Genomic DNA, 22,428 nt, shown 5'->3' with positions numbered 1-22,428 from the left:
AATAACGCTAGGGGTGTTCGGGCAGAATGGCCGTCATCGCCGGCGCATTGTGCTCACTGCCCGTGACACTCGGGGGTCGGCCATGAACGCGGCGAGATGGATCGGGAACGGAATCCGCCAGTTGGGGTATTCGTCGACCGTGCCGGGCAGATTGGGCTGACGGGTCTCGCCGATCACGTCGTACGGTGAGGCCAGCGCGATCCGGCACGGCGTGTCGGCCAGCAGGGCGTGCATCGCGATGATCACGTCCTCCTCGGCGGACGACTCGTCCTCGCCCAGCACGGCCAGCAGTTCCCGGCGTTCCCTGGCCGCCTGCGCGTACTCGGCGTCCACATCGCCGGCCAGCACGTTGAGCTCGGCCCGCACCCGGACGTGCTCGCTGCGCAGGAATCCCGCCGCGGTCGGCAGGTCGTGGGTGCTGATGCTGGCCGCCGCGCGTTCGGGCCAGTTCTCGTGCGGCAGCATGTTCCCGTGGTCGTCACGCTCGAACCACAGCACCGCCGAGGACAGCATGTTGTTGCTGTGCAAGGTTTCCGTGACCTTGTGCTCCACGGTGCCGAGGTCTTCGCCGATGACCGCGGCGCCGGCTCGATGGGCCTCCAGGGCGAGGATGCCGGTCATCGCGTCGGCGTCGTAGCGGACGTACGTGCCCTTGCGGGCGTCGCCGCCGGGGATCCACCACAGCCGCCACAGGCCGGCGATGTGGTCGATGCGCAGGCCCTGCGAGTGCCGGAAAACCGCCCGCAGCAGGTCCCGGTACGGCTGGTAGCCGGCCTCGGCCAGCTTCCGCGGGTGCCATGGCGGCAGGGACCAGTTCTGGCCCTGCTGGTTGAAGGCGTCCGGCGGCGCGCCGACCGTGACGCCCGTGGCCAGCACGTCCTGGAGCGCCCAGGCGTCCGCGCCGCCCGGGTCGACGCCGACCGGCAGGTCGTGCACGATGCCGACGGCCATGCCCTCGGCCGCCTGGCGGGCCTGCTCCAGCTGCTGGTCGCACAACTCCTGGAGCCAGGCGTGGAAGGAGATCCGGGCCGGATCCGCTTGTTCCCGTACCGCTGGGTTGTCCGGGTGCCGCAGCTCCTCGGGCCAGTCCCGGTAGTCCGCGCCGTGGACCTCGGCCAGGGCGCAGTAGACGGCGAAATCGTCGCCTTCCGTCAGCTCGGACGGCTTCAGCAGCTCGAGCGCCTTGATCTTGGCGTCCCAGACCCGGTCGTAGTTGATCAGGTCGGTGGTGTCGTCCGGTTGGAGCGCGTCGACCGCCGCTTTGGTGGCGTCAGACGCCACCAGGTATTCATTCGTCGCGGTCACGCGGAGGTAGACCGGGTTGGTGTGGCGGCGGCTGGAGGGGGAGTAGGGGGAGGGCTGGATGGGGTGCACTGGGGCCACGGCGTGCATCGGGTTGAGCAGCACCACGCCGGCGCCGGTGTCCTTCGACCACGTGACGAAATCGGTGAGGTCCCTGAGGTCGCCGACGCCCCAGGACTCGCGGGAATGCATCGAGTACAGCTGGAGCATCCAGCCCCAGGTCCGCGGCGGCTCCGGCAGCCGGGCCGGCGCGACGACCAGCGTGATGTCCCGGTCCTGAACGGTCAGCGTGTGCCAGCCCAGCGGCAGATCGCCGGGGATCTCGTCCCCGACCTCGACGACCCGCCCGTCCTCGGTCCGAATTGTGGCCCCGCCGGATGCAGGGAAGGACGCCTTACCTGCGTTGGATGCAGTGAAGGCGTCCTTCCCTGCATCGGTAGGGGGTGGCAGCGGGCGGGACTGGCCGGCGCGCAGGACGATGGTTGGGGGTAGGTCATCCGGCCTGAGCTCGGCCAACGCCGCGCGGATGGCCTCGGGTGTGTCGGCGGTGACACCGAGCTCGGCCAGCACGGACACCACCACGTCGGCCGGCACGTCGACCCGACGCCGTTCGCTGCCCTCGTACCAGGTGGCCACCCCGTGGGCATCGGCCAGCTCGACCAGCTGATCATCCATGGGGACCATTCTGGCGTCAGAACAGCGAGCCCACCGCCACGGCTCCGCCGACCGCCACGATGATGCCGCCGATCGCGAAGCCCAACGGCTTGCGCCGCCAGGCCGTGTGCCGGTCGAGCGCGTACCAGCCGGGGCCGGTCAGCAGCAGGGTGAGGGCGATCGCGGCCAGCGTGATCTCCAGCTCGAAGCCGGCGCCGCCGGCGAACCCGCCGGTCCACTTGGCCCGCACCGCGCTGATGCCCACGCCGAGCAGGGCGGCCGCGGCCAGCGGGGTGAACAGGCCGATCACCAGCAGCACCGACGCGGCGACCTCGGTGATCCCGGTCAGCCAGATCAGGAACTCCAGGTTGCGGCTGTAGCCGTAGCCGTGCAGCAGCGTGCCGAACGCCGCCATGCCCGGGCCGCCGAACAGGCCGAACACCTGCATCAGGCCGTGCGCCCCCATCGCGACCGCCAGCATCAGGCGCAGCAGCAGGAGCCCGAAGTCCAGGCCGCCGTTCTCGTCCGACCAACGGGACATGTTCGTCACGTCGGACACCCTAGCGAGCCCCGCTCACGGGCAGGCTCATTCGATGGTGTCCGTGAGTTGCGTGCCGTCGGCGCGGCCGGCGACACACCAGTACGTCCGCGCCGCCGGGACGAAGGTCGGGCCGGGCGGCGGATTCCACGCCGTCTTTGTCGGCACAAGCACCCAGTAGCGCAGCGAGTGCTCCTTGTCCTTGAACGTGATCCGCGTCGACAGGAACTGCTTGGTGCACTGCGCGGTCGCCCGCTCGGTCAGCTGCTCGGCCGTCGGGTACGGGGCCTCGATGTCCGGCGTGATGATGCCGAAGCCGAAGGCCTGCACGCTGTGCGGCTTCGAGCAGTCGACGTAGTCGAACGCCTTGGGGGCGGGCTGGCCCTTGGTCGGCAGCCACGCGAAGCAGGAGTCGCTCTCGAACGGGACCTCCTGGGAGGGGATGTCGCCGTCCGAGCCGTAGGTCATGAGCGCCTGCATGGCCGCGATGACATCCGGCGTCGAGGTCTTCGTGGTCGTGGTGGTGGTCTCGGTGGTGGTGGCCGTCGTCCCCGTGGTCGCGCCGGGCGTGAGGATCGGCTGGTTGAGCGTGTTCATCGTGCTGAAGACGGTCGTGATCAGCGGGATGAACGCGATCACCATGATGATCGGCACCGCGATCATGGCGATCCGGGTCAGCCGGCGGAACGACTGGTAGCGGGCCATGGCCTGGGCCTGCTGGGCGCGGACCCGGTCGGCGTGCGGATGGTTGGCGAACGGATCCGGGCCGGGGCCGAACGGCGCGCCCGGCTGAGGACCGGGCGGGGTCGAGAACGGCGGCGCGGCCGGGTCGACGAACGGGGCCGTCCGCGGCCGGGGCTGCTCGGCGTCCGGATCGATGCGCGTCGGCCTCGGGCCCGGCTGGTCGGCGATCGTCGGCGTGGGTCCGGGATGGTGGGCCGTCGGATTCGGGCCGTGGTCGGCGTCGGGATCGACCAGGGTCGGCTTCGGGTCGGGCAGCAGCCGCGTCGGCTTCGGGCCGTTGGGCTTGACCGCCCACTCCAGCAGCGGCCGGGCCTCGGTGGCGGTCAGCCGTCGCGCCGGATCCGGCTCGAGCAGGCCCATGATCAGCTCGGCCAGCGGGCCGGTGCACCGGGCGAGCTCGGCCCGTTCGGTCATCACGGCCAGCATGGTCGCCGTGACCGTCTCACGGCCGAACGCGTCATAGCCCTCGACCGCGCAGAACAGCGTGGCCCCCAAGGCCCACAGATCCCAGGCCGCCGACGGCTCGCCGCCCGACAGCCGCTCCGGCGACATGTACGACGGCGTGCCGATCAGCGCCCCGGTCGACGTCAGGCGCGGATCCGTGAACGACTGCGCGATGCCGAAGTCCGTCAGCTTCGAGGTGCCCTTGGCCGGCACCATCACGTTGCCCGGCTTGACATCCCGGTGCACGATGCCGGCCGCGTGCGCCGCCTCCAGCGCCGACAGCAGCTCGCCGCCCAGCCGGGCCACCCGCTCCGTCGGCATCGGGCCGTCCCGGTCGATCAGGTCAGCCAGCGTCGGCGCGTCGACGTACTCCATCACGATGTACGTGCGGCCGTCCTCGGTGAGCAGGTCGTACACCGTGACCACCGACGGCTCGCGCAGCTTGCTCGCCGTACGGGCCTCGCGCACCACGCGCTCCCGGTACACCGCGCGCTGCTGCTCCGGCACCTCCGCCGGCAGCGTGAGCTCCTTGACCGCGGCTTGCCGGTCGAGCACCCGGTCCTCGGCCAGCCACACCACGCCCATGCCGCCCCGGCCGAGCTCGCGCGTCAGCGCATAGCGACCATTGCCGATCTGTCTCATCCGGACACCACCGCACACACGCGGCGCAGTGTAGGCGACGGCAATTGCCCGACCTGCGGCATTTTCCGCACCCTCGGGCCGGACCGAGGTTCATTGGTCATTGCCCCTTCGGGCAGCCGCCCTGATCGGCGGGGGTGTCAGGCGCCGAATTCGGCCAGCGGACCGGTGTACGGCTTGGGCGGGGGAGGGGCGTACTCGTGCCGAGAGCCGGTGCGCAGCCCCATGGTCACCAGGGACTGCACCTGGAGGGTGGCGGCGGCAACGCCGTCGATCACCGGCAGGCCCAGCTCGGCGGTGAGGCGCGCGGCCAGGTCGGCCATGCCGGCGCAGCCCAGCACGATGGCGTCGCAGCCGTCCTTGGCGGCGGCCGCGCGGCACTCCTCGGTCACGGCTTTCTCGGCCAGGGCGATCTCCAGCACGGGCACCTCGCACGCCCGGACCCGGCGGCAGAGCCGGCTCATGCCGTAGCGGTCGACCAGGTCCCAGGCCCGGCCGGCGGTCCGGGCCAGGGTGGTGACGACGGTGAAACCCCGGCCGAGGAAGGCGGCGGCGTGCATGGCGGCCTCGGCGATGCCGGCCACGGGACCGTCGGCGACCTCGCGGGCGGCGTCAAGGCCGGGGTCGCCGAAACAGGCGATGACGTAGCCGTCGGCGCCGCTGATCTCGGCCAGCACGCCGGGCACGGCCAGCGCCTCGTCGTAGTGGCTCTCGATCGACGCCGGCCCCATCCGTGCCGTCACGGCTTCGATTGTCGTGCTGTGCGCGGCGACGGTCAGCGCGGCGTGCTCGATCACGGCGGTCATCTCGCGGCTGGTGTTGGGATTGACCACCTTGATCAGCACTTCGGCGACACCACCCGGTACACCAGCAGGCTCAGGCCCATGCCGATGAACCAGCTGTACTGCGCGGCGGTGGCCATGCCGGGCCCGGTCGTCCACAGCACCGGCGTCACGGCGACGGCCGCCCCGACGGCGGTGGCGATGATCGCCCTCGGGTTGAAACCCTTGGCGTACCAATAGGTTCCGGTCTTGGACATACTGAACAGCGCGGCGACGTCGAGCCGCTGGCGGCGGACCAGGTAGTAGTCGGCGATCAGCACGCCGAACAGCGGGCCGATGAACGCGCCCAGTGTCTCCAGCGTGTAGTGGATGACATCGGGGCTGCTGTACAGGTTCCACGGCGTGATCAGCACCGAGCCGACCGCGGCGATCATGCCGCCGGCTCGCCAGCTGATCCGCTGCGGGCTCAGGTTGCTGAAGTCGAAGGCCGGTGAGATGAAGTTGGCCACGATGTTGATGCCGATGGTGGCGGTGGTGAACGTCAAGGCCCCCAACACGATCGCCGTGGTGCTGTCGATACGGGCCACGGTCTGCACCGGATCGGTGATCAGCTGCCCGAACACCGGCACGGTCAGCGATGCCGTCACGACCACCAGCACGGAGAAGGCCAGGAAGTTCACCGGCAGCCCCAGCAGGTTGCCGCGTCTGACCGCCTTGAACGAACGGCCGTAGCGGGAGAAGTCGCCGAAGTTCAGCATCGGGCCGGAGAAGTACGACACCACGAGGGCGATCGCCCCCAGCATCACCGGGATCACGTCCAGGCCCTGGTACTTCACCTGGCCGAGGCTCAGGTCGATGGCGCCCCAGCCGGCCCGGTGCACCAGGTAGCCGGCGAGGGCGATCATCACCACGTACACCGCCGGGCCGCAGAAGTCGATGAAGCGGCGGATGGTGTTCATGCCGGTCCAGAACACCGCCGCCTGCAACACCCACAGCAGCATGAACGAGCCCCAGCCCAGCAACGACAACCCGAGAAATCCGTGCTGCCGCACGTCCGCGAAGGGTGTCAGGTCGGGAAACACCTTGAGCAGCAACACATCCAGCGCCGCCGAGGCCAGGTAGGTCTGTATGCCGTACCAGGCCACCGCGATCAGGCCGCGGATCACCGCCGGGATGTTGGCCCCCAGCACGCCGAACGCGCTGCGGCACACCACCGGGTACGGCACGGCGGCGGCCTGGCTCGGTTTGGCCACCAGGTTGCAGAACACCTGCACGATGCCGATGCCGACCAGCAGCGCCACCAGCACCTGCCAGCTGCTCAGGCCCAGCATGAACAGGCTGCCCGCGGTGACGTAGCCGCCGACGCTGTGCACGTCCGACATCCAGAAGGCGAAGATGTTGTAGGCGCCCCAACTCTGTTTCGCCAACGGCTTCAGATCGTCGTTGGCCAGTCGGGGATCGAGCTCGGTCACGGCGGTTTTCTCGCTGCGGGCCAGGATGTCGGTCATGGGCGCTCCTCCAGCGATCGGCTGCTGCGCAACGCTAGGAGCGCCGTGTTACGGCCCGATGACGGGAACCATATATGTTCTCAGGCGAACAGACCGGTGTCGCTGGGCACCGAGTCCAGCGCGGTGCGCAGGCCGCCGTGATGGGCGCGGGCGGCGGTCAGCAGCGTTTCCTCGTCCCGGGCCAGGAAAGCGGCCAGGATCTGGTCGTGATCCCGTTGCAGGGCAGCGCGTTCGGCCGGGGCGAGGTGGGTCATGGACTGGAGCGGCTCGGTGATGTTCCAGGCCGACTCGAACATGCTCAGCAGCCGGCGCATCCCGCACGGCCGCACCAGGGCCAGGTGGAATCTCCGGCTCTCCCGGTGGTAGGCCGCCGCGTCGCCGTCGCGGACGGCCAGTTCCATCGCCGCATGGGCCGCCTGCACGGCCTCGTCGGCCGCGGCGTCGGCGCGGCGAAGGGCGGCGGTCAAGGCGGCGGTCTCCAACACCTCGCGGACGAGGTACATCTCGCGGAGCTCGGCCGGCGTCAGCTTGGCGACGGTGTAGCCGAGGTTGGGCCGGTGTTCGACCAGGCCCTCGCCGATCAGTGTCTTCAGCGACTCCCGGACCGGGATCACGCTCACGCCGAACACGGTCGCCACCTCGTCCAGCGGGATGGGCGTGCCCGGCGGCACGCCGCCGTCCAGCAGGCAGCGCCGCAGCTCGGCGAGGATCGCCGCCTGCGAGCTGTCCCGGTGCTCACCGGCCAACCGGGCGATGAGCACGGACCGACGTCGAGGACCCGGCATGCCCGCACACGGTACGCCCAACGCGGCACATCGCCGGCATCAGAAGCCACATGCGCTTCCTATGTGGCATCAGATGCCACATAGGAAGCGCATGTGAGGTCACAGGCGGTTCAGCAGCTCGGTCTTCTTCGTCTGGAACTCCTCGTCCGTGAGCACACCGGCGGCGCGCAGGTCGGCCAGCTTGGCGATCTGGTCCATGACGTCCGGCTGGGGCGCGGCCGGCGGCGGTGCGGTGGCCGCCGGGGTGTTGGCCTGGCGCACCGCGCCGCGCAGGGCGTCGGCGAAGCCCTCGATGTCCTCGACCCGGCGCAGCCGCACGGCCGGGCCGGCGTGCAGCAGCACGGTCAGCTCGTTGGACAGGAATTCATGGCTCACGCCGACCGTGGCGATGAAGGTCAGCGGAAACTCGTTCACCCGGTCGGTGAACAGGCCCGTTTCCGCGATGATCAGCCGGGAATCGGTCAACGCGACCGTGTTGCCGTCTTCCTCGAAGATTGCCCAGGTCAAGCGGGTCATGTGCTCGTCGGGCCCCAGGAGGCGGACGATCGGGCCGATTGCCAGCGGGACGGAGCCGTAGGCCACGGCCGCGTCGACCACGTCGTCACGGGTGATCCCCGCGTCGGCCAGCTTGGCGCGGATGCCGTCGATCCGCGCCCGCTCGTCGGCTTCGGCAGCGAGCCGGTCGGCTTCGGCTCGGACCCGATCGGCCTCGGCCTGCCGGGCCTCCCGCTCGGCGCGCTTGGCGTCTCGCTCGGCCTGCTGAGCGGCCTGCTGGGCTTCCCGCTCGGCGCGCTTGGCGTCTCGCTCGGCCTGCCGGGCGGCCTGCCTGGCCTGCTTGGTGTCCTGTTCGGCCTGCCGGACCTCCCGCATGGCGGCTTGTCCGGCTTGCCACTCGTCCCGCAGCTTGGCTTGCGCCGCCTGCACGCCATCCTGGAGGGCGGCCTGGTTCTGCTTGGTGCGCTGAGTCCTGTCCTCGAGGCGCTGGCTGAGGGTCTGCCGCGGCGCGTCGTAGGCGACGGGGCCGCCATCGGTGGCGCGATTGTGCTCGACCGCCGCCTGTAACCGTGCTTGCAGTGCCGCCAAGGACTCCTTGTGCTTGGGCGTTCTCGGGAAGGCCAGCGTGTTCGGTTCGAGCAGCGTCATCTCGGCCGGCGGCTCGTCGTTCAGCACCAGCTGCACCAGGTCGGCGGTGAACGTGCTGCCGGGCTTGAACCGAACGTCCGTCACCGCGGCGAGCGGGATGCGGCGCACGTCGTCCTTGCCGATCCGCTTTCTGGTCAGCACCAGGACGTCCCCGTCGAAGGTGACTTCCGCGCCCTGAGCCTTGTACGTGTCCAACCCCGTCCCCCTTCGATCACCGGGGACCAGTAAAGCGCCGGCGGACCCGCCCTGTGGGCGATTTGCGCAAGTTCGACTGCCACATGCGCTTCCTATGTGGCATTGGAAGCCACATAGGAAGCGCATGTGGGGGTTCTCAGTGCACGTCGGCCGTCTGGCTGGTCCAGGTGGCGTACATCTGGGTGTACTTGCCGCCGGCGGCGACGAGCTGGTCGTGGGAGCCGGACTCGATGATCCGGCCCTCGTCGACCACGACGATGCGGTCGGCCTTCATCGCGGTGGACAGGCGGTGCGCGATGAGGATGGCGGTCCGCTGCTCCAGCAGGACGTCCAAGGCGTCCTCGATCTTGGTCTCGGACTGGAGGTCCAAATTGGAGGTTGCCTCGTCCAGCACGAGAACCCGGGGCTGGGCCAGGAAAGCCCGGGCCAGAGCGACCAGCTGGCGCTCGCCGGAGGACAGGGACTGGCCCCGCTCCTGGACGATGGTGTCCAGACCCTGCGGCATCCGCTCGACGACCTCGACGAGACCGACGGCCCGCAGCGCGGCCCACACCTCGTCGTCGGTGGCGTCGGGGGAGGCGAAGCGGATGTTGTCCCGCAACGGCCCGGCGAACAGGAAGGGCTCCTGGGGAACGACGCCGAGCTGCCGGCGCAGCGACTCGATGTGGACGTCGCGGAGATCGTGCCCGTCGATGAGCACCCGGCCGGCCGTCGGGTCGTAGAACCGGGTCACCAGCTTGGCCAGGGTGGACTTGCCGGCGCCGGTGGGACCGACGAAGGCCACCGTCTCGCCGGCCCGGATGTCCAGGGACACACCGGAAATCACCGGACGGTCGGGGAGATAGCCGAAGGTGACGTCGTCGAAGGTGATCTCGCCCTGGACCGGCGGGAGATCAACGGCATCGGAAGACTCCACCACGTCCGGCTTGGTGCCCAGCAGCGACCGGAGCTTGACGATGGACGACTGCCCCTGCTGGTACATGTTGTACAGCTGCACCAGCTGCTGGATGGGCTGGAAGAACGCGCCGAGGTAGAGCAGGAAGGCCACCAGCTCGCCGATGGTCAACTCGCCGTCGGCCACCATGCCGGCGCCGATGGCCAGCAGGGCCAGCTGCCCGGCCACGCCGACGACCTGGGTGCCGGGGCCGTAGATCGAGTTGATCCGCCCGGTCTGCACGTTGGTGTCGTAGTACTCCCCGGTGACCCGCCGGTGGTGCTCGGTGTTGTGCCGCTGCCGGTTGTGCGCGGTGACGATGCGAACACCTTGCAGGCTCTCGGAAAGGTCGGCCAGCACGTTGGCGATGTTGTCCCGCACCCGCACGTAGCCCTTGCTCGACGCCCGGTGGAACCACAGCGACAGCACGGTCAGGATCGGCACCACCAGCACCACGGTGATCAGCGCCAGCCGCACGTCGAACGTGAACAGCACGGCCGTGACCACGACCATGGTCAGGCCCTGGATGGCGAACTGGACCAGCCCGTCCTGCAACAGCTGTTGCAGGTTCTCGATGTCGCTGGTCATCCGGGTCATGATCACGCCGGCCTTCTCGCCGGTGTAGAAGTCCAGCGAAAGCCGTTGCAGCTGAGTGAAAACCCGCACCCGCAGGTCGTTCATCACCCACGCCGCGATCCGCCCGGTGACCTTGACCCGGGCGGCCTGCGCGAGGCCGGTGACCAGCAGGCTGGCCAGGTACACCGCGGCGACGAGCACCAGCACGCTGTAGTTCTTGGCGATGATGCCGTTGTCGATGCCGAGCTGGGTCAGCTTGGGGCCGGCCTGCAACGTCAGCGCCTCAACGACAACCAGCACGCCCGCCAGCAGCGACATGGCCCAGTACGGCCGGACCAACCGCCGCAGGCTCAGCCGGGAGCCGTCGGGATCGGGCCGCCCGTGGTCGAAGACGACCTCGGGCTCCGGGTGCTCGGGCTCGGTGCGCAGCAGTTTGTCCACGCCGGCCTGCATCTCCGACGGCACGCCGGCGAACGGCAGCCCCGACGCGCCGGCCCGCGCGGCGCCGAACATCTGTCCGCCGCCCCCACCTCCGGGAAACGTCATCGCGCCACACCCCCAACTCCTCGACATTGGCCTGCGCCAACACTTCCGCGTACAACGGCGTGCTCTCCAACAGCTCGGCGTGGGTGCCGTCGGCGACGATCTCCCCGCCGTCCAGCAGCACCACCCGATCGGCCAGGCTGATCGTGGACAGCCGGTGGGCGATGATCAGCGTGGTCCGGCCGGCGAACAGCGTGCGCAGCCCGGCGTGGATCTCCTGCTCCACCTGGACGTCGATGGCGCTGGTGGCGTCGTCGAGGACCAGCACGGGCGGGTTCACCAGCAGGGTTCGGGCGATGGCGATGCGCTGCCGCTGCCCGCCGGACAGCGTGTAGCCGCGCTCGCCGATCACGGTGTCGTAGCCCTCGGACAGCTCCATGATGAACTCGTGCGCGCCGGCCAGCCGGGCTACCCGCTCGATGTCGGTGATGTCGGCATCCGGCCGCCCGTAAGCGATGTTGTCCCGCACCGAGGCCGAGAACAGGAACGGCTCGTCCAGCACGATGCCGACCGTGTCCCGCAGGCTGTGCAGGGTCACATCGCGCACGTCATGCCCGTCCACGGTCACGGAACCCTCGCGCACGTCGTAGAAACGCGGCAGCAGACGGGCCACTGTGGACTTTCCGCTGCCCGTACGCCCAACCAGGGCAACGGTTTCGCCGCTGTCCATACGGAGCGAGAAGTTGTCCAGCACATCGGGCCCGTCGGCGTAACCGAAGCGGACGCCGTGGAACTCGACATCGCCGCGAACGTCCTCGAGGTCGACGGCCGTGGCGGAGTCGACGATCTCCGGCTTCTCGTCCAGCACCTCGTACAGGCGCTTGGCCGAGGCCGACGCCCGCTGCCCCATCATGATCAGCATCCCGAGCATGGTGAACGGGATCTGCAACATCAGCAGGTACGAGTTGAAGGCCAGGATCGCGCCGACGCCGAGACCGCCCTGGATGGCCAGGTATCCGCCGTACAGCAACACGATCGCCATGCCGACCCGCGGCAGGTTCTGCGCCGCGGGCGTCCACCGGGCCCGCAGGTCGGTGTCCTTCACGTAGGCCCAGCGCACCTTGACCGCGGCCTTCTGGAGCAGCGACAGCTGACGCCGTTCGGCCGCGAACGACTTGACCACACGCACGCCGTTGACGTTCTCGTCGACCACGGTGGCCACGTCGGCCAGCCGGGACTGGATCAGCCACGACACCGGGAACATGGAGCGCTGCATCTGCCGCGAGGTGACGAAGACCAGCGGCATCGGCAGCATGGAAAGGATGGCCAGCGGCACGCTGATCGCCAGCATGTAGCCGAAGGCGACCACGGCGATGCCGCACTGCACCAGCATGAACGGCGCGAACGCCAGGTACATCTGCACCGACCGGATGTCGGAGTTGGCCCGTGAGATCAGCTGCCCGGTCTGCACCCGGTCGTAGAACGGGAAGGACAGGCCGGTCAGGTGTTCGTACATCAGGTTGCGCAGGTCGTACTCGATCTTGTACGCGGTGCGGAACAGCAGCTGGCGGGCGAAGAAGCCGGCGACCAGCATGACCGCGGTCAGCCCGACCAGCCACCACATGTAGTCGGCCAGCGGCACCTTGTGGCTGGTGATCGAGTTGTCCAGCGCGTCCTGGATCAGCGTCGGGACCTGCACCGACACCAGCAGGCTCAGCGCCGACGAGGCCAGCGCCGTGCCGAACATCAGCCGGTGCGCCTTGACCAGCGGCCAGGCCCGGCGCAGCCACGACCGGCTCGGGTCGGGATCGATCACCGCCGTCGGTGGCGGATAGGTCTTGCTCACCTGCATTCCCCCTCTGCGCGCCCTCGCGGGCGGCCCATTCGGCTTGCCTTGCCCGATTCAGCGCCTCGGTCCACAGCACCAGTCCGGCCATGGCCAGCTCGGCCTGTTCCGGCTCCAGGAACTCGGCCAGCCTGCCCAGGTCGCGTCGGATCTCGGCATTGGCCACGTCCAGCATGCGGCGGCCGTCGTAGGTGACCACGTGCGTCACCTTGCGTCGGTCGTTCTGGTCCGGCTCGCGGCGGACGTACCCGCCGGCGACCAGGCCGTCCATCACCGCGGTGACGGTGGCCGGCTTGACCGCCAGCAGCCAGGCCACCCGCGACGGCGTGGCCGAGTTGGCCATGGCCAGCACCGACAGCATCCGGTACTGCGGCAGCGTCAGCTCGACGCGGATCAGCGCCCGCTCGGCCACGCGGGCCAGCCGGGCCAGCGCCATGCCCGGTTCGACTGTTTCGGGTGTCACATATTCAGGGTATCAAATACTGAGTCTACATCCGTAGTTGTGGATGTACGGGGTTTCCCGGATGTCGCGGCAGCTCGTGAGGCAGCACCATGGCGGTGCCCGGGGGGACTGGGCACACAAAAGGGGAGAAAGGGCGACGGATGGCATCGCAGGACGTGGCGGTCGCGGTCAAGGGGCTCGATGAGTCGCTGCAGGCCCTGCCGGCCACGATGATCAGCGCGCTGAACGGCTGGCGGCTGGTCAACCCGGAGCACGACCCGAGCGACCCGACCAGCCAGGAGACCTACTCCTTCCCGGAGTGGCTCGTCCGGTCGAGCGTGCGGGCCGGCCGGGCCGAGGCGATGGCCACCGCCGCCCTGGAGGCGGTCAAGGCATTGGCCGCCGTCCAGCCGGGGCTCGACCCGGAACAGGTGCTCGAGCTGATCGAGCGCCGGGTCGACGCCGCGATCTCCTGACCGGCCGGGGAGGGCCGGGCAGGAGCGCCCTGAAGGAGGTTCCGACCCGTCGGGTGGGGGCCGGAGCCTCCTTCAGGTGGACGACCGGGCGTCAGACGGTCGTCGATGTGCGGGGGCCGATGTCGGAGGTCGGCGGTCAGGCCGTCGTCAGAGGGCCGACATCGGTCACCGTGATCGCCGCCGTGCCGGCCTCGTCCGAGCCGAGCAGGTCCACCTCGGCGGTGATGCCCCAGTCGTGGTCGCCGTCCGGGTCGTCGAAGACCTGCCGGACCAGCCAGCGCTCGGGCTCCTTCTCGATCTGGAGCAGCTGCGGGCCGCGGGCGTTGGGTCCGGTGCCGAGCCGGTCGTACTCGTCGAAGTACGGCTCCATCGCGTCCCGCCAGGCCACCGTGTCCCAGCCGTACTCGGCGTCGAGCTCGCCCAGGATGTCGTAGCGGCGCAGCGCGGCCAGCTCGACCCGGCGGAACAGGGCGTTGCGGACCAGCACCCGGAAGGCCCGCTCGTTGGTCGTGACGGCCGGCGGCCGCTCGTCGATCGGCTGCGGCTCCAGCTGGTCCTCGGGGTTGGCCAGCTTCTCCCACTCGTCGATCAGGCTGGAGTCGACCTGGCGGACCAGCTCGCCCAGCCACTCCACCAGGTCGGTCAGCTCCTCGGTCTTGGCCTCGGCCGGCACGGTCTGGCGCAGCGCCTTGAACGCGTCGGCCAGGTAGCGCAGCACCAGGCCCTCGGAGCGGGCCAGCTGGTAGAAGCCGACGTACTCGGTGAACGTCATGGCCCGTTCGAACATGTCGCGGACCACGGCCTTGGGCGACAGGTGGTGGTCGAGCACCCACGGGTGGCCGCGCCGGTAGGCGTCGTACGCGGCGTTGAGCAGCTCCTCCAGCGGCTTCGGGTACGTCACGTCCTCGAGCAGCGCCATCCGCTCGTCGTACTCGATGCCGTCGGCCTTCATCTGGTTGACGGCATCGCCGCGGGCCTTGAACTGCTGCGCCGACAGCACCTGGCGCGGGTCGTCCAGGGTCGCCTCGATGATCGACACCACGTCCAGCGCGTACGTCGGAGAGTCGCGGTCGAGCAGGTCGACCGAGGCCAGGGCCAGCGGCGAGAGCGGCTGGTTGAGGGCGAAGTCGAGCTGGAGGTCGACGGTGATGCGGATGCTGCGGCCCTGCTCGTCGGGCTCATCCAGCTTCTCGATCACGCCGGCCGCCAGCAGCGCCTTGTACATCGCGATGGCCCGGCGGATCAGCCGGATCTGCGACTTGCGGTCCTCGTGGTTGTCCTCGAGCAGGTGCCGCATGGCCGTGAACGCGTCGCCGGGCCGGCCGATCACGTTGAGCAGCATGGAGTGGCTGACCTGGAAGCTGGAGGTCAGCGGCTCCGGCTCGGCCTCGACCAGGCGGGTGAACGTCGCCTCGCCCCAGGACACGAAGCCCTCCGGCGGCTTCTTGCGCACCACCTTGCGCCGCTTCTTCGGGTCGTCGCCCGCCTTGGCCAGCGCCTTCTCGTTCTCCACCACGTGCTCGGGGGCCTGCACGACGACCATGCCGACGGTGTCGTAGCCGGCCCGGCCGGCGCGGCCGGCGATCTGGTGGAACTCGCGGGCCTTGAGGTGACGCGTGCGGACGCCGTCGTACTTGGACAGCGCGGTGAACAGGACCGTGCGGATCGGCACGTTGATGCCGACGCCGAGGGTGTCCGTGCCGCAGATGATCTTGAGCAGGCCGGCCTGGGCCAGCCGCTCCACCAGGCGGCGGTACTTGGGCAGCATGCCGGCGTGGTGCACGCCGATGCCGTGCCGGACCAGCCGGGACAGCGTCTTGCCGAAGCCCGAGCTGAACCGGAACCGGCCGATCAGCTCGGCGATCGCGTCCTTCTCGGCCCTGGTCGAGACGTTGATGCTCATCAGCGCCTGGGCCCGCTCGATCGCCGCCGCCTGCGTGAAGTGCACGACGTAGACCGGGGCCTGCTTGGTCTGGAGCAGCTCCTCCAGGGTCTCCTGCAACGGCGTCAGCACGTAGCTGAAGTGCAGCGGGACCGGGCGTTCGGCGTTCTTGACCACCGCGGTCGTGCGGCCGGTGCGGCGGGTCAGGTCCTTCTCGAACCTCGTGACGTCGCCCAGCGTGGCCGACATCAGCACGAACTGCGCCTTGGGCAGCTCCAGCAGCGGCACCTGCCAGGCCCAGCCGCGGTCCGGCTCCGAGTAGAAGTGGAACTCGTCCATCACGACCTGGCCGACGTCGGCGTCGGCGCCGTCCCGCAGCGCGATGTTGGCCAGGATCTCGGCCGTGCAGCAGATGATCGGCGCCTGCTCGTTCACGCTGGCGTCGCCGGTGAGCATGCCCACCTTGTCCGCGCCGAACGTCTCGCACAGCGCGAAGAACTTCTCCGACACCAGCGCCTTGATCGGCGCGGTGTAGAAGGTCCTGACGCCGTTGGCCAGCGCCGCGAAGTGCGCCCCCGCCGCGACCAGGCTCTTGCCCGAGCCGGTCGGCGTGCTGAGGATGACGTTCGAGCCGGAGACGACCTCGATCAGCGCCTCCTGCTGGTGCGGGTAGAGCGGCAGGCCCTGCCCGTCGGCCCAGGCGGAGAAGGCTTCGTAGAGGGCGTCCGGGTCGTTGTCGCCGGGCAGCTGGTCGGTGAGCGTCATGATGGGGTGATCGTGCCCTGTCGTCGGGGTCGGATGGGTGTCAGGGGCGGTCGCCGAGGGCCAGCAGCACCTCGCGCAAGACGTCGGCGGCGTGTCGTGCGGTTTCCGGCGGGACGGCGGTCAGCAGCCGTCGCTGGGCCTCGGTGCTGGCCTTCACGGCTTCGTCGGCGGTCTCGACGCCTTTGTCGGTGAGCTGGACCCAGGTGCTGCGGGCGTCGTCCGGATCGGCTTCTCTGGTGACGAGACCTTCGGTGACCAGGCGTCGGAGCACGTTGCTGGTGCCGCCGGAGGAGAGCAGCAGGCGGGCCGTGAGGTCGGTCGGGCGCAGCCGGTAGGGGGCGCCGCTGGAGCGCAGCACCGCCAGCACGTCGTACTCCGCCTTGGTCAGGCCGAACCGGCTGAGCTGGGCGTTGGTGGCGTCGGACAGCAGCGTGTGCAGGCGGCCGGCGCGTTTGGACAGCTCCAGCTCGATGCCGGCGATCTCCGGCAGCTGCCCGCGCCAGGCGTCCAGGATGCCGTCGACCGTGTCCCGCATGCCCCTCAGGCTAGCTTGCCCGTAGAAAGCTTTCGGTATAGCTTTGCATAAAGCTTTCTAGTGAGGGGATTGCTCGATGTTGGTGATCAAGGGTGGGCATGTGGTGGGTGTCGGCGTTGCCGACGTGCTGATCTCGGACGGGGCCATCGCCGGGATCGGCTCTTTCTCGGGCTCGTCGGAGCTCTCGGCGCACGGGCTTGTTGTGCTGCCGGGGTTCGTGGACACCCATCGGCATCTCGTGCAGGCGCCGATGCGGGGGAGCGGGGCCGACCTCTCGCTCAGCGCTTTCCTGTCCGATGTGTTGCCGCGGCTGGTTCTCTCTTCGGATGAGCTTCGGGCCGCTGTGCTGCTCGGGGCCGTCGAGGCGTTGAACGCCGGCGTGACGACCGTCCTCGACTGGGGTCACGGGTCCATGGACGTCGAGGTCGAGGCGTTGCAGGAGTCCGGCATCCGTGCCGTGTACGGCGCTTCTCCTTCCGACGTTGACAGGTTCGCTGGTACCGGCTTGGTTTCCGCTGCCGTTGCGTCTTTCGGCCCCGCTCTGTCCTTTGAGGACAACGTTCGGGACATCTCTGTGGCCCGGTCGTTGGGGCTTTCGACCACCATGCACGTCACCGAGCCCGGCTCCGTCGCCCGCCTGGCCGACCTACTCGGTCCCGACCTGCATTTCGTACACGGCAACGCTTGTACCGACGACGAGCTGCGCCTGCTCGCCTCCGCCGGCTGCGGCCTCACCGTCACGCCTCCCGTCGAATCCATGATGGGCCACGGTTCCCCCGTCTACGGCCGTTTCGTCGCCGCCGGTGGCAAACCCGCTTTGGGCGTGGACGTCGTCATCAACTCGTCGTCCGACATGTTCGAGCAGATGCGCGCCGCCCTGTGGCTGGAACGCCTCCGCGGTTTCCCTCTGTCCGCCGGCTCCTTGTTGCGGTCCGCGACCATCGACGGCGCCCGCGCCATCGGCCTCCCGTCCGTAGGTTCCCTCGAAGTCGGCCAGCGCGCCGACATCGTCCTGCTCTCCGGCTTCAGCCACCTGCCTGAGGAGTTGCTCCCCGGCGGCATCGTCTCCGCCGCCGGCATCACCGACGTCCACACCGTCCTGGTCGACGGCCACATCGTCAAACGCGACGGCGTCCTCGTCCACCACGACCTGCCGTCACTCCGTGCCGCCGTCCACGGCCTGGCCCGCAAGGTCTTGGCCTGAGCGGCATGGAGGTAACGCCCTCGGCGCGCGGGCGATGCTCTGTCGGTAAGCGCCCGCACGGCGTCTCACTCCTGGCCATCGGGGCGCTGGAGGAGAACTTCGATGCCGGTTTTCGCGAAACCTGGCTGGCACAGAACTCGACGCCAGGACCAACGTTGCCGTGGGAAAACGTCGTGTGGATCGCGGGCACCACAGTCGGCGCGGCCTTGCTCGCCGGCGTGATCGTGGTTGTGGCCAGATCCAACAAAGCGCTGGCGCAACCACTCGGCCTCGACAAGTCCGTGGTGCGAGGCTGGATGGGGATCAGTCTCATCATCGCGCTGCTCGCGCTGGCGTCGTTCGCCTTCGCCGTCAATGACCAGAGCGTACGAGGCACCTTGATCGGTGCCGTCGCGGCCAGCGCGGGCTCGGTGGTGGCCTTCTATTTCGCGTCGCAGAACGCGACGCAGGCCCAGCAGAACATCCTCAACGCCGCGTTCGGCACCGAAACCGTGCCGAACCTTTCTGGCCAGACCCAGGCTGACGCCACGAAAGCACTTGGCCTTACGTCGTTCAAGCTGCAGATCAACCAACTCAAGCTGCCGGCCAACGACGGTAGCACGGTCGTCAGTCAACAGCCGGCGGCCGGCTCCTCGGCAGCAAAGGGATCGTCGGTGACAGTCGATTTCTAGTCGACTCAGCGGAATCGCTTTCCGTTGTGCCAGACGGCTTTGATGCGAGTGGCGAGGTTGTCGACGGCCAGGTCGTCGCCGTCGAGGAGGACGAGGTCGGCGCGCTTGCCGACGGCGATCTCGCCGCGGTCGGAGAACTGGAGGAGCTGGGCGGCGTTGAGGGTGGCGGCGCGGAGGGCGCCGACGGCGCCGAGGCCGGCGTGGGCGAGGGCGGAGATCTCGTCGAGGGCCTGGGAATGCGGCGTGACGGGATTGTCGGTGCCCATGGCGATGGGCACGCCGGCGGCGAGGGCGAGCTGCACGGAGTGCCGGTGCTCGGGGCTGCCATGGGCGGAAAGCGTTGGCACGTAATAGGTGCCGTTCTCGACCATGGCGGCGACGGCGGCCTCGTCGAGGTAGACGCCGTGCTCGATGCTGCGGGCACCGCAGCGGGCGGCGAGCTCGGCGCCGCGAGCGCCGTGGGCGTGCACCATGACGTGCCGCTGTCGGCTGGCGGCTTCGGAAACCAAGGCCTGCATCTCGGACGGGGTGAACTGCACGTCATGCACGCCGGTGCCGGCGACGATGGAGCCGGTGACGGTGGCCTTGATCCAGTCGGCCCCGGCGCGCACCATGCGGCGGACGGCGGCCCGCGCCCCGTCGGGGCCGTCGAAAACGGGATCGGGCATGGACGGGTCGGCATAACCGTTGTACGGCCCGGTGGCCGGCGTCCAGTGATCACCGATGCCGCCGGTGGTGCAGACCTGCCGCAACGAGACAGCAACTGCGGACCCTCGATCCAGCCCCGCTCCAGGGCCAGCCGCAGCCCGGCGTCCGCGCCCCACGCGTCGCGCACGGTGGTGATGCCCAGCCCCAGCAGCGTGCGAAGCACGGGCACGGCGGACAGGGATCGCACGGAGCGGGGCAGGTCGATCGAGCCGCCGCCGAGCGCCTCGGTGAGGGCGACGTGCGTGTGGCAGTCGATGAAACCGGGCAGCAGCAACGTTCCCCGGCAGTCGATCGTCTCATCGGGCACGAGCTCGCTCGACCCGATGACGTCCCCGTCGATCAGCACGTCGTCGTGCACGATCTCGCCGGCAGCGACATCCAGATAGGCAGCGGAGCGGAGCAGCGTGGGCGTCACCCGGCCGAGACTAGTCCCGCATCAACAGCCGGACGGTCAGCTCAAGGCGGTTGGTGACGTCGGTGGCCGAGGCCCGCCGCGTGACCCAGGCGACCAGGTTGGACAGCCACACGTCGCCGATCACGCGGGCGATGGCCTTGTCCTCCTCGGACGGCTCGTCCTTGCCGAGGGCGAGCGTGAACAGCTCCTCCAGCTGCCGCGCGACCAGGTCGACCTCGGCGGCGGCGGAGGTGTCGGCGAACATGAAGGCGCGGGTCATGGCCTCGGCCAGGTGCGGGTCGCGCTGCATGTTGCGGGTGATCCGGCTGAGCACGTAGAGCATGCGCTCGCCGCGCGTGTCGCCGGGGATGGGGGCGCGCTGCATGCGGTCGAGCGCCCGGTCGAGCTGAGCGCCCAGGCCCGAGACCAACAGGTGGATCTTGGACGGGAAGTACCGGTACAGCGTCCCCAGCGCGACATCGGCCCGCTCGGCCACGGCCCGCATCTGGACGGCCTCGAAGCCGCCCTTGGAGGCCAGCGCGATCGTCGCGTCGATGATCCGCCGCCGCCGGTCCCGCTGGGCCGACGAGCCGAGTTCCTCCTCGGCGATCTGGCGTGGCGTCGCAGCCATCCCTGCCCCCTGCATGGTTGTCGTCGGACTCAACTTACACGATCGGAACGTGTTTCATTTTCACGTTATCCGCATGTCGGGACGGGGGCGGCCTGGCCCGGGGCCTCACCCGGACGTCCGTCGCCCAGCTGGCCCAGTCCACCCAACTGGAACACGTTCTATTATCGGCCGATGTCGATGGTCATCGATGACGGCGGACGCCAGCTGCGGGCGGCGGTGCTGGCCGCCGGACCGGCCTGGCCCGATCTCGCCGCGCTGGGCCTGTTCGGCCTGGCCCTGCCCGAGGCGGTCGGCGGCCTCGGCAACCCGGTCGCCGACCTGGCCGTGGCCGTCGAGGCGGCGGCCGAGCTGCTCGCCCCGGGCCCCGTCCTGTCCACGCTGACCGCCGCGGTCGCCCTGGCCAGAGTTCCCGATCACCCGCTCGCGGCCAAACTGCTGCCCGGCATCGCCGACGGCAGCGTCGCCGTGGCTGTCCACTGTGGACCCGTTGCGCTGGGCGAATCCGGGCCCATGCTGGTCAAGGACGGTGACGACTGGGCGCTGGCCGATGCCGTGATCGACCCGGCCGACCCGGTGGACCTGGGGCGGCCACTGGGATTTCCGCAGGTGGACCCGATTGCTGACGATCAGCGGCTGGGACCGTTGCCGGTGGCGGACATCTTCGCCACGCTGGCCGCCGCCGAGGCCGCCGGCATCGCCGACTGGTGCCTGCGCACGGCCGTGGAGTACGCCAAGATCCGCACCCAGTTCGGCCAGCCCATCGGCTCCTTCCAGGCGGTCAAGCACCTGTGCGTGGAGATGCTGTGCCGGTCCGAGCGGGCCGCCGCGGTCGCCTGGGACGCCGCCCGCGCGTACGACCAGGAGCCGGCCGAATTCCCGCTGGCCGCAGCCACCGCGGCCGCGATCGCCGTGGATGCCGCCGTGGACAACGCCAATGACTGCATCCAGGTGCTCGGCGGCATCGGCTTCACCTGGGAGCACGATGCCCACCGCTACCTGCGCCGCGCGATCTCCACCCGTCAGCTGCTCGGCGGCACCGCCCGCTGGCGTCGGCGCGTGGCCGAGCTGGCCAAGGCCGGCCACCGCCGCACGCTCACGCTCGCGATCGACGCCGATCGCACCCAGGTCCGTCAGGCCGTCGAAGTCATCGCCAGCGCCGATGACCAGCGGAAACAGCTGGCGGACAGCGGTTTCCTGGCCCCGCACTGGCCCCGCCCGTACGGCCTGGACGCCGGCCCGACCGAGCAGCTGATCATCGACGAGGAGCTGGACCGGGCCGGTGTGCAGCGGCCCGACCTGGTCATCGGCTGGTGGGCCGTGCCGACGATCCTGGCCCACGGCACGGACCAGCAGCGCGAGCAGTTCGCCGGCCCGACCCTGCGCGGCGAGATCACCTGGTGCCAGCTGTTCAGCGAGCCCGGCGCCGGCTCCGACCTGGCCTCGCTGCGAACGAAGGCGGAGCGGGTCGAGGGCGGATGGAAGCTCACCGGGCAGAAGGTCTGGACTTCGCTGGCCCGCACGGCCGACTGGGCCATCTGCCTCGCCCGTACCAACCCTGACGTGCCCAAACACCGTGGCATCACGTACTTCCTGGTCGACATGCGCACGTCCGGCATCGACATCCGGCCGCTGCGGGAGATCACCGGCGACGCGGTGTTCAACGAGGTCTTCCTGGACGGCGTGTTCGTGCCCGACGACCACGTGGTCGGCGCGGTCGACGGCGGCTGGAAGCTGGCCCGGACCACCCTGGCCAACGAGCGGGTGGCGATGAGCCGCGGCTCGTCGCTCGGCGAGGAAGTGGAACGTGTTCTTTCCACGGCCGAGCCGAGCGAGCGGCTGGGCGGCCTGGTTGCCGACGGGCTGGCCATGTCGCTGCTTGACCTGCGCACCACGCTGCGGAAACTCGCCGACCTCGACCCCGGCGCGGCCTCCAGCGTGCGCAAGCTGGTCGGGGTGCGGCACCGGCAGAACGTGGCCGAGACGGCACTGGATCTCGACGGGCCGCTGGGCGCGGTCACCGGCGAACGCAGCCGGGAGTTCCTGATGACCCGCTGCCTGAGCATCGCCGGCGGCACCGAGCAGGTGCTGCTCACGCTGGCCGGCGAGCGGCTGCTGGGCTTGCCCAGGGCGTGACCGTACGCTAGAAC

Annotated in this window: 17 protein-coding genes and 1 pseudogene; 4 read left to right on the top strand and 14 right to left on the bottom strand. The window is 69.8% G+C overall.

All coding sequences use genetic code 11. The features are described 5' to 3' along the window. Window positions 1–33 precede the first annotated feature (33 nt). The 10 genes and pseudogenes from malQ to M3Q35_RS48915 form a co-directional block, all read right to left on the bottom strand. Window positions 34–1,977, bottom strand: coding sequence for a 4-alpha-glucanotransferase (gene malQ / locus M3Q35_RS18855; RefSeq protein WP_273943197.1), 1,944 nt, complete (start codon window positions 1,975–1,977; stop codon window positions 34–36). A 16-nt stretch (window positions 1,978–1,993) separates the two neighbouring features. Continuing rightward, window positions 1,994–2,497 (bottom strand): DoxX family protein, encoded by a 504-nt coding sequence (locus M3Q35_RS18850; protein ID WP_273944394.1) that lies wholly within the window; start codon window positions 2,495–2,497, stop codon window positions 1,994–1,996. A 45-nt stretch (window positions 2,498–2,542) separates the two neighbouring features. Next, window positions 2,543–4,324, bottom strand: a complete 1,782-nt coding sequence (locus M3Q35_RS18845) for a serine/threonine-protein kinase (protein ID WP_273943196.1) — start codon at window positions 4,322–4,324, stop codon at window positions 2,543–2,545. Between the two features lie 137 nt (window positions 4,325–4,461). Then, window positions 4,462–5,166 (bottom strand): aspartate/glutamate racemase family protein, encoded by a 705-nt coding sequence (locus M3Q35_RS18840; protein WP_273943195.1) that lies wholly within the window; start codon window positions 5,164–5,166, stop codon window positions 4,462–4,464. Continuing rightward, entirely contained in the window at window positions 5,160–6,611 is a 1,452-nt protein-coding gene (locus tag M3Q35_RS18835; protein ID WP_273943194.1) for an NCS1 family nucleobase:cation symporter-1, read from the bottom strand. Before M3Q35_RS18835 ends, M3Q35_RS18840 begins: the two co-directional genes overlap by 7 nt. Before the next feature lie 80 nt (window positions 6,612–6,691). Next, window positions 6,692–7,396: a GntR family transcriptional regulator gene (locus M3Q35_RS18830; protein ID WP_273943193.1), complete on the bottom strand. Its 705-nt coding sequence runs from the start codon at window positions 7,394–7,396 to the stop codon at window positions 6,692–6,694. Window positions 7,397–7,495: 99 nt separating this feature from the next. Then, a complete protein-coding gene (locus M3Q35_RS18825; protein WP_273943192.1) occupies window positions 7,496–8,734 on the bottom strand; it encodes an SHOCT domain-containing protein in 1,239 nt (412 codons plus the stop codon). A gap of 136 nt (window positions 8,735–8,870) precedes the next feature. Beyond that, on the bottom strand, window positions 8,871–10,562 hold the full coding sequence (locus tag M3Q35_RS18820; protein WP_273944393.1) for an ABC transporter ATP-binding protein: 1,692 nt from the start codon (window positions 10,560–10,562) through the stop codon (window positions 8,871–8,873). After that, window positions 10,528–12,573 (bottom strand): ABC transporter ATP-binding protein, encoded by a 2,046-nt coding sequence (locus M3Q35_RS18815; RefSeq protein WP_273943191.1) that lies wholly within the window; start codon window positions 12,571–12,573, stop codon window positions 10,528–10,530. The genes M3Q35_RS18820 and M3Q35_RS18815 overlap by 35 nt, the downstream gene beginning before the upstream one ends. A 265-nt stretch (window positions 12,574–12,838) precedes the next feature. After that, window positions 12,839–12,916 (bottom strand): annotated as a pseudogene (locus M3Q35_RS48915) (hypothetical protein); the annotation flags it as partial. Window positions 12,917–13,176: 260 nt separating this feature from the next. Here M3Q35_RS48915 and M3Q35_RS18805 point away from each other — a divergent pair. Beyond that, window positions 13,177–13,491 (top strand): hypothetical protein, encoded by a 315-nt coding sequence (locus tag M3Q35_RS18805; protein WP_273943188.1) that lies wholly within the window; start codon window positions 13,177–13,179, stop codon window positions 13,489–13,491. A 136-nt stretch (window positions 13,492–13,627) separates the two neighbouring features. Here the strand turns inward: M3Q35_RS18805 and M3Q35_RS18800 are convergent, their stop codons facing one another. Next, window positions 13,628–16,138: a DEAD/DEAH box helicase gene (locus tag M3Q35_RS18800; protein WP_273943187.1), complete on the bottom strand. Its 2,511-nt coding sequence runs from the start codon at window positions 16,136–16,138 to the stop codon at window positions 13,628–13,630. A 40-nt stretch (window positions 16,139–16,178) separates the two neighbouring features. Next, complete coding sequence (locus tag M3Q35_RS18795; RefSeq protein ID WP_273943186.1) at window positions 16,179–16,673, bottom strand: MarR family winged helix-turn-helix transcriptional regulator; 495 nt, start codon at window positions 16,671–16,673, stop codon at window positions 16,179–16,181. A 76-nt stretch (window positions 16,674–16,749) separates the two neighbouring features. Here M3Q35_RS18795 and M3Q35_RS18790 point away from each other — a divergent pair, with 76 nt between their 5' ends. Continuing rightward, on the top strand, window positions 16,750–17,877 hold the full coding sequence (locus tag M3Q35_RS18790) for an amidohydrolase family protein (protein WP_273943185.1): 1,128 nt from the start codon (window positions 16,750–16,752) through the stop codon (window positions 17,875–17,877). A 5-nt stretch (window positions 17,878–17,882) separates the two neighbouring features. Continuing rightward, window positions 17,883–18,548, top strand: a complete 666-nt coding sequence (locus M3Q35_RS18785) for a PASTA domain-containing protein (protein ID WP_273943184.1) — start codon at window positions 17,883–17,885, stop codon at window positions 18,546–18,548. 5 nt (window positions 18,549–18,553) lie between these two features. On the opposite strand, the gene M3Q35_RS18780 is transcribed toward M3Q35_RS18785, so the two are convergent. Beyond that, window positions 18,554–19,300, bottom strand: coding sequence for an amidohydrolase family protein (locus M3Q35_RS18780; protein WP_273943183.1), 747 nt, complete (start codon window positions 19,298–19,300; stop codon window positions 18,554–18,556). Between the two features lie 381 nt (window positions 19,301–19,681). Continuing rightward, a complete protein-coding gene (gene kstR, locus M3Q35_RS18775; RefSeq protein WP_337960607.1) occupies window positions 19,682–20,281 on the bottom strand; it encodes a cholesterol catabolism transcriptional regulator KstR in 600 nt (199 codons plus the stop codon). A gap of 171 nt (window positions 20,282–20,452) precedes the next feature. Between kstR and M3Q35_RS18770 the strand changes: the two genes are divergently transcribed. Further along, complete coding sequence (locus tag M3Q35_RS18770) at window positions 20,453–22,414, top strand: acyl-CoA dehydrogenase family protein (protein ID WP_273943181.1); 1,962 nt, start codon at window positions 20,453–20,455, stop codon at window positions 22,412–22,414. The last annotated feature ends 14 nt before the right edge of the window (window positions 22,415–22,428 follow it).

Origin of the sequence: Kutzneria chonburiensis, assembly GCF_028622115.1 — a bacterium.
Taxonomy (GTDB): Bacteria; Actinomycetota; Actinomycetes; order Mycobacteriales; family Pseudonocardiaceae; genus Kutzneria; species Kutzneria chonburiensis.
The sequence above is the reverse complement of the archived record's forward strand: the minus strand, read 5'-3'. Positions and strand labels throughout refer to the sequence as shown.

Excerpts from the sequence above, each read along its gene's own strand:
- M3Q35_RS18845 (WP_273943196.1), bottom strand. The coding sequence starts at position 4,324 with ATGAGACAGATCGGCAATGGTCGCTATGCGCTGACGCGCGAGCTCGGC.
- M3Q35_RS18835 (WP_273943194.1), bottom strand. The coding sequence starts at position 6,611 with ATGACCGACATCCTGGCCCGCAGCGAGAAAACCGCCGTGACCGAGCTC.
- kstR (WP_337960607.1), bottom strand. The coding sequence starts at position 20,281 with ATGGCTGCGACGCCACGCCAGATCGCCGAGGAGGAACTCGGCTCGTCG.
- M3Q35_RS18850 (WP_273944394.1), bottom strand. The coding sequence starts at position 2,497 with ATGTCCCGTTGGTCGGACGAGAACGGCGGCCTGGACTTCGGGCTCCTG.
- M3Q35_RS18820 (WP_273944393.1), bottom strand. The coding sequence starts at position 10,562 with ATGTCGCTGCTGGCGGGCGTGCTGGTTGTCGTTGAGGCGCTGACGTTG.
- M3Q35_RS18770 (WP_273943181.1), top strand. The coding sequence starts at position 20,453 with ATGTCGATGGTCATCGATGACGGCGGACGCCAGCTGCGGGCGGCGGTG.
- M3Q35_RS18785 (WP_273943184.1), top strand. The coding sequence starts at position 17,883 with ATGGAGGTAACGCCCTCGGCGCGCGGGCGATGCTCTGTCGGTAAGCGC.
- malQ (WP_273943197.1), bottom strand. The coding sequence starts at position 1,977 with ATGGATGATCAGCTGGTCGAGCTGGCCGATGCCCACGGGGTGGCCACC.
- M3Q35_RS18795 (WP_273943186.1), bottom strand. The coding sequence starts at position 16,673 with ATGCGGGACACGGTCGACGGCATCCTGGACGCCTGGCGCGGGCAGCTG.
- M3Q35_RS18805 (WP_273943188.1), top strand. The coding sequence starts at position 13,177 with ATGGCATCGCAGGACGTGGCGGTCGCGGTCAAGGGGCTCGATGAGTCG.
- M3Q35_RS18830 (WP_273943193.1), bottom strand. The coding sequence starts at position 7,396 with ATGCCGGGTCCTCGACGTCGGTCCGTGCTCATCGCCCGGTTGGCCGGT.
- M3Q35_RS18800 (WP_273943187.1), bottom strand. The coding sequence starts at position 16,138 with ATGACGCTCACCGACCAGCTGCCCGGCGACAACGACCCGGACGCCCTC.
- M3Q35_RS18790 (WP_273943185.1), top strand. The coding sequence starts at position 16,750 with ATGTTGGTGATCAAGGGTGGGCATGTGGTGGGTGTCGGCGTTGCCGAC.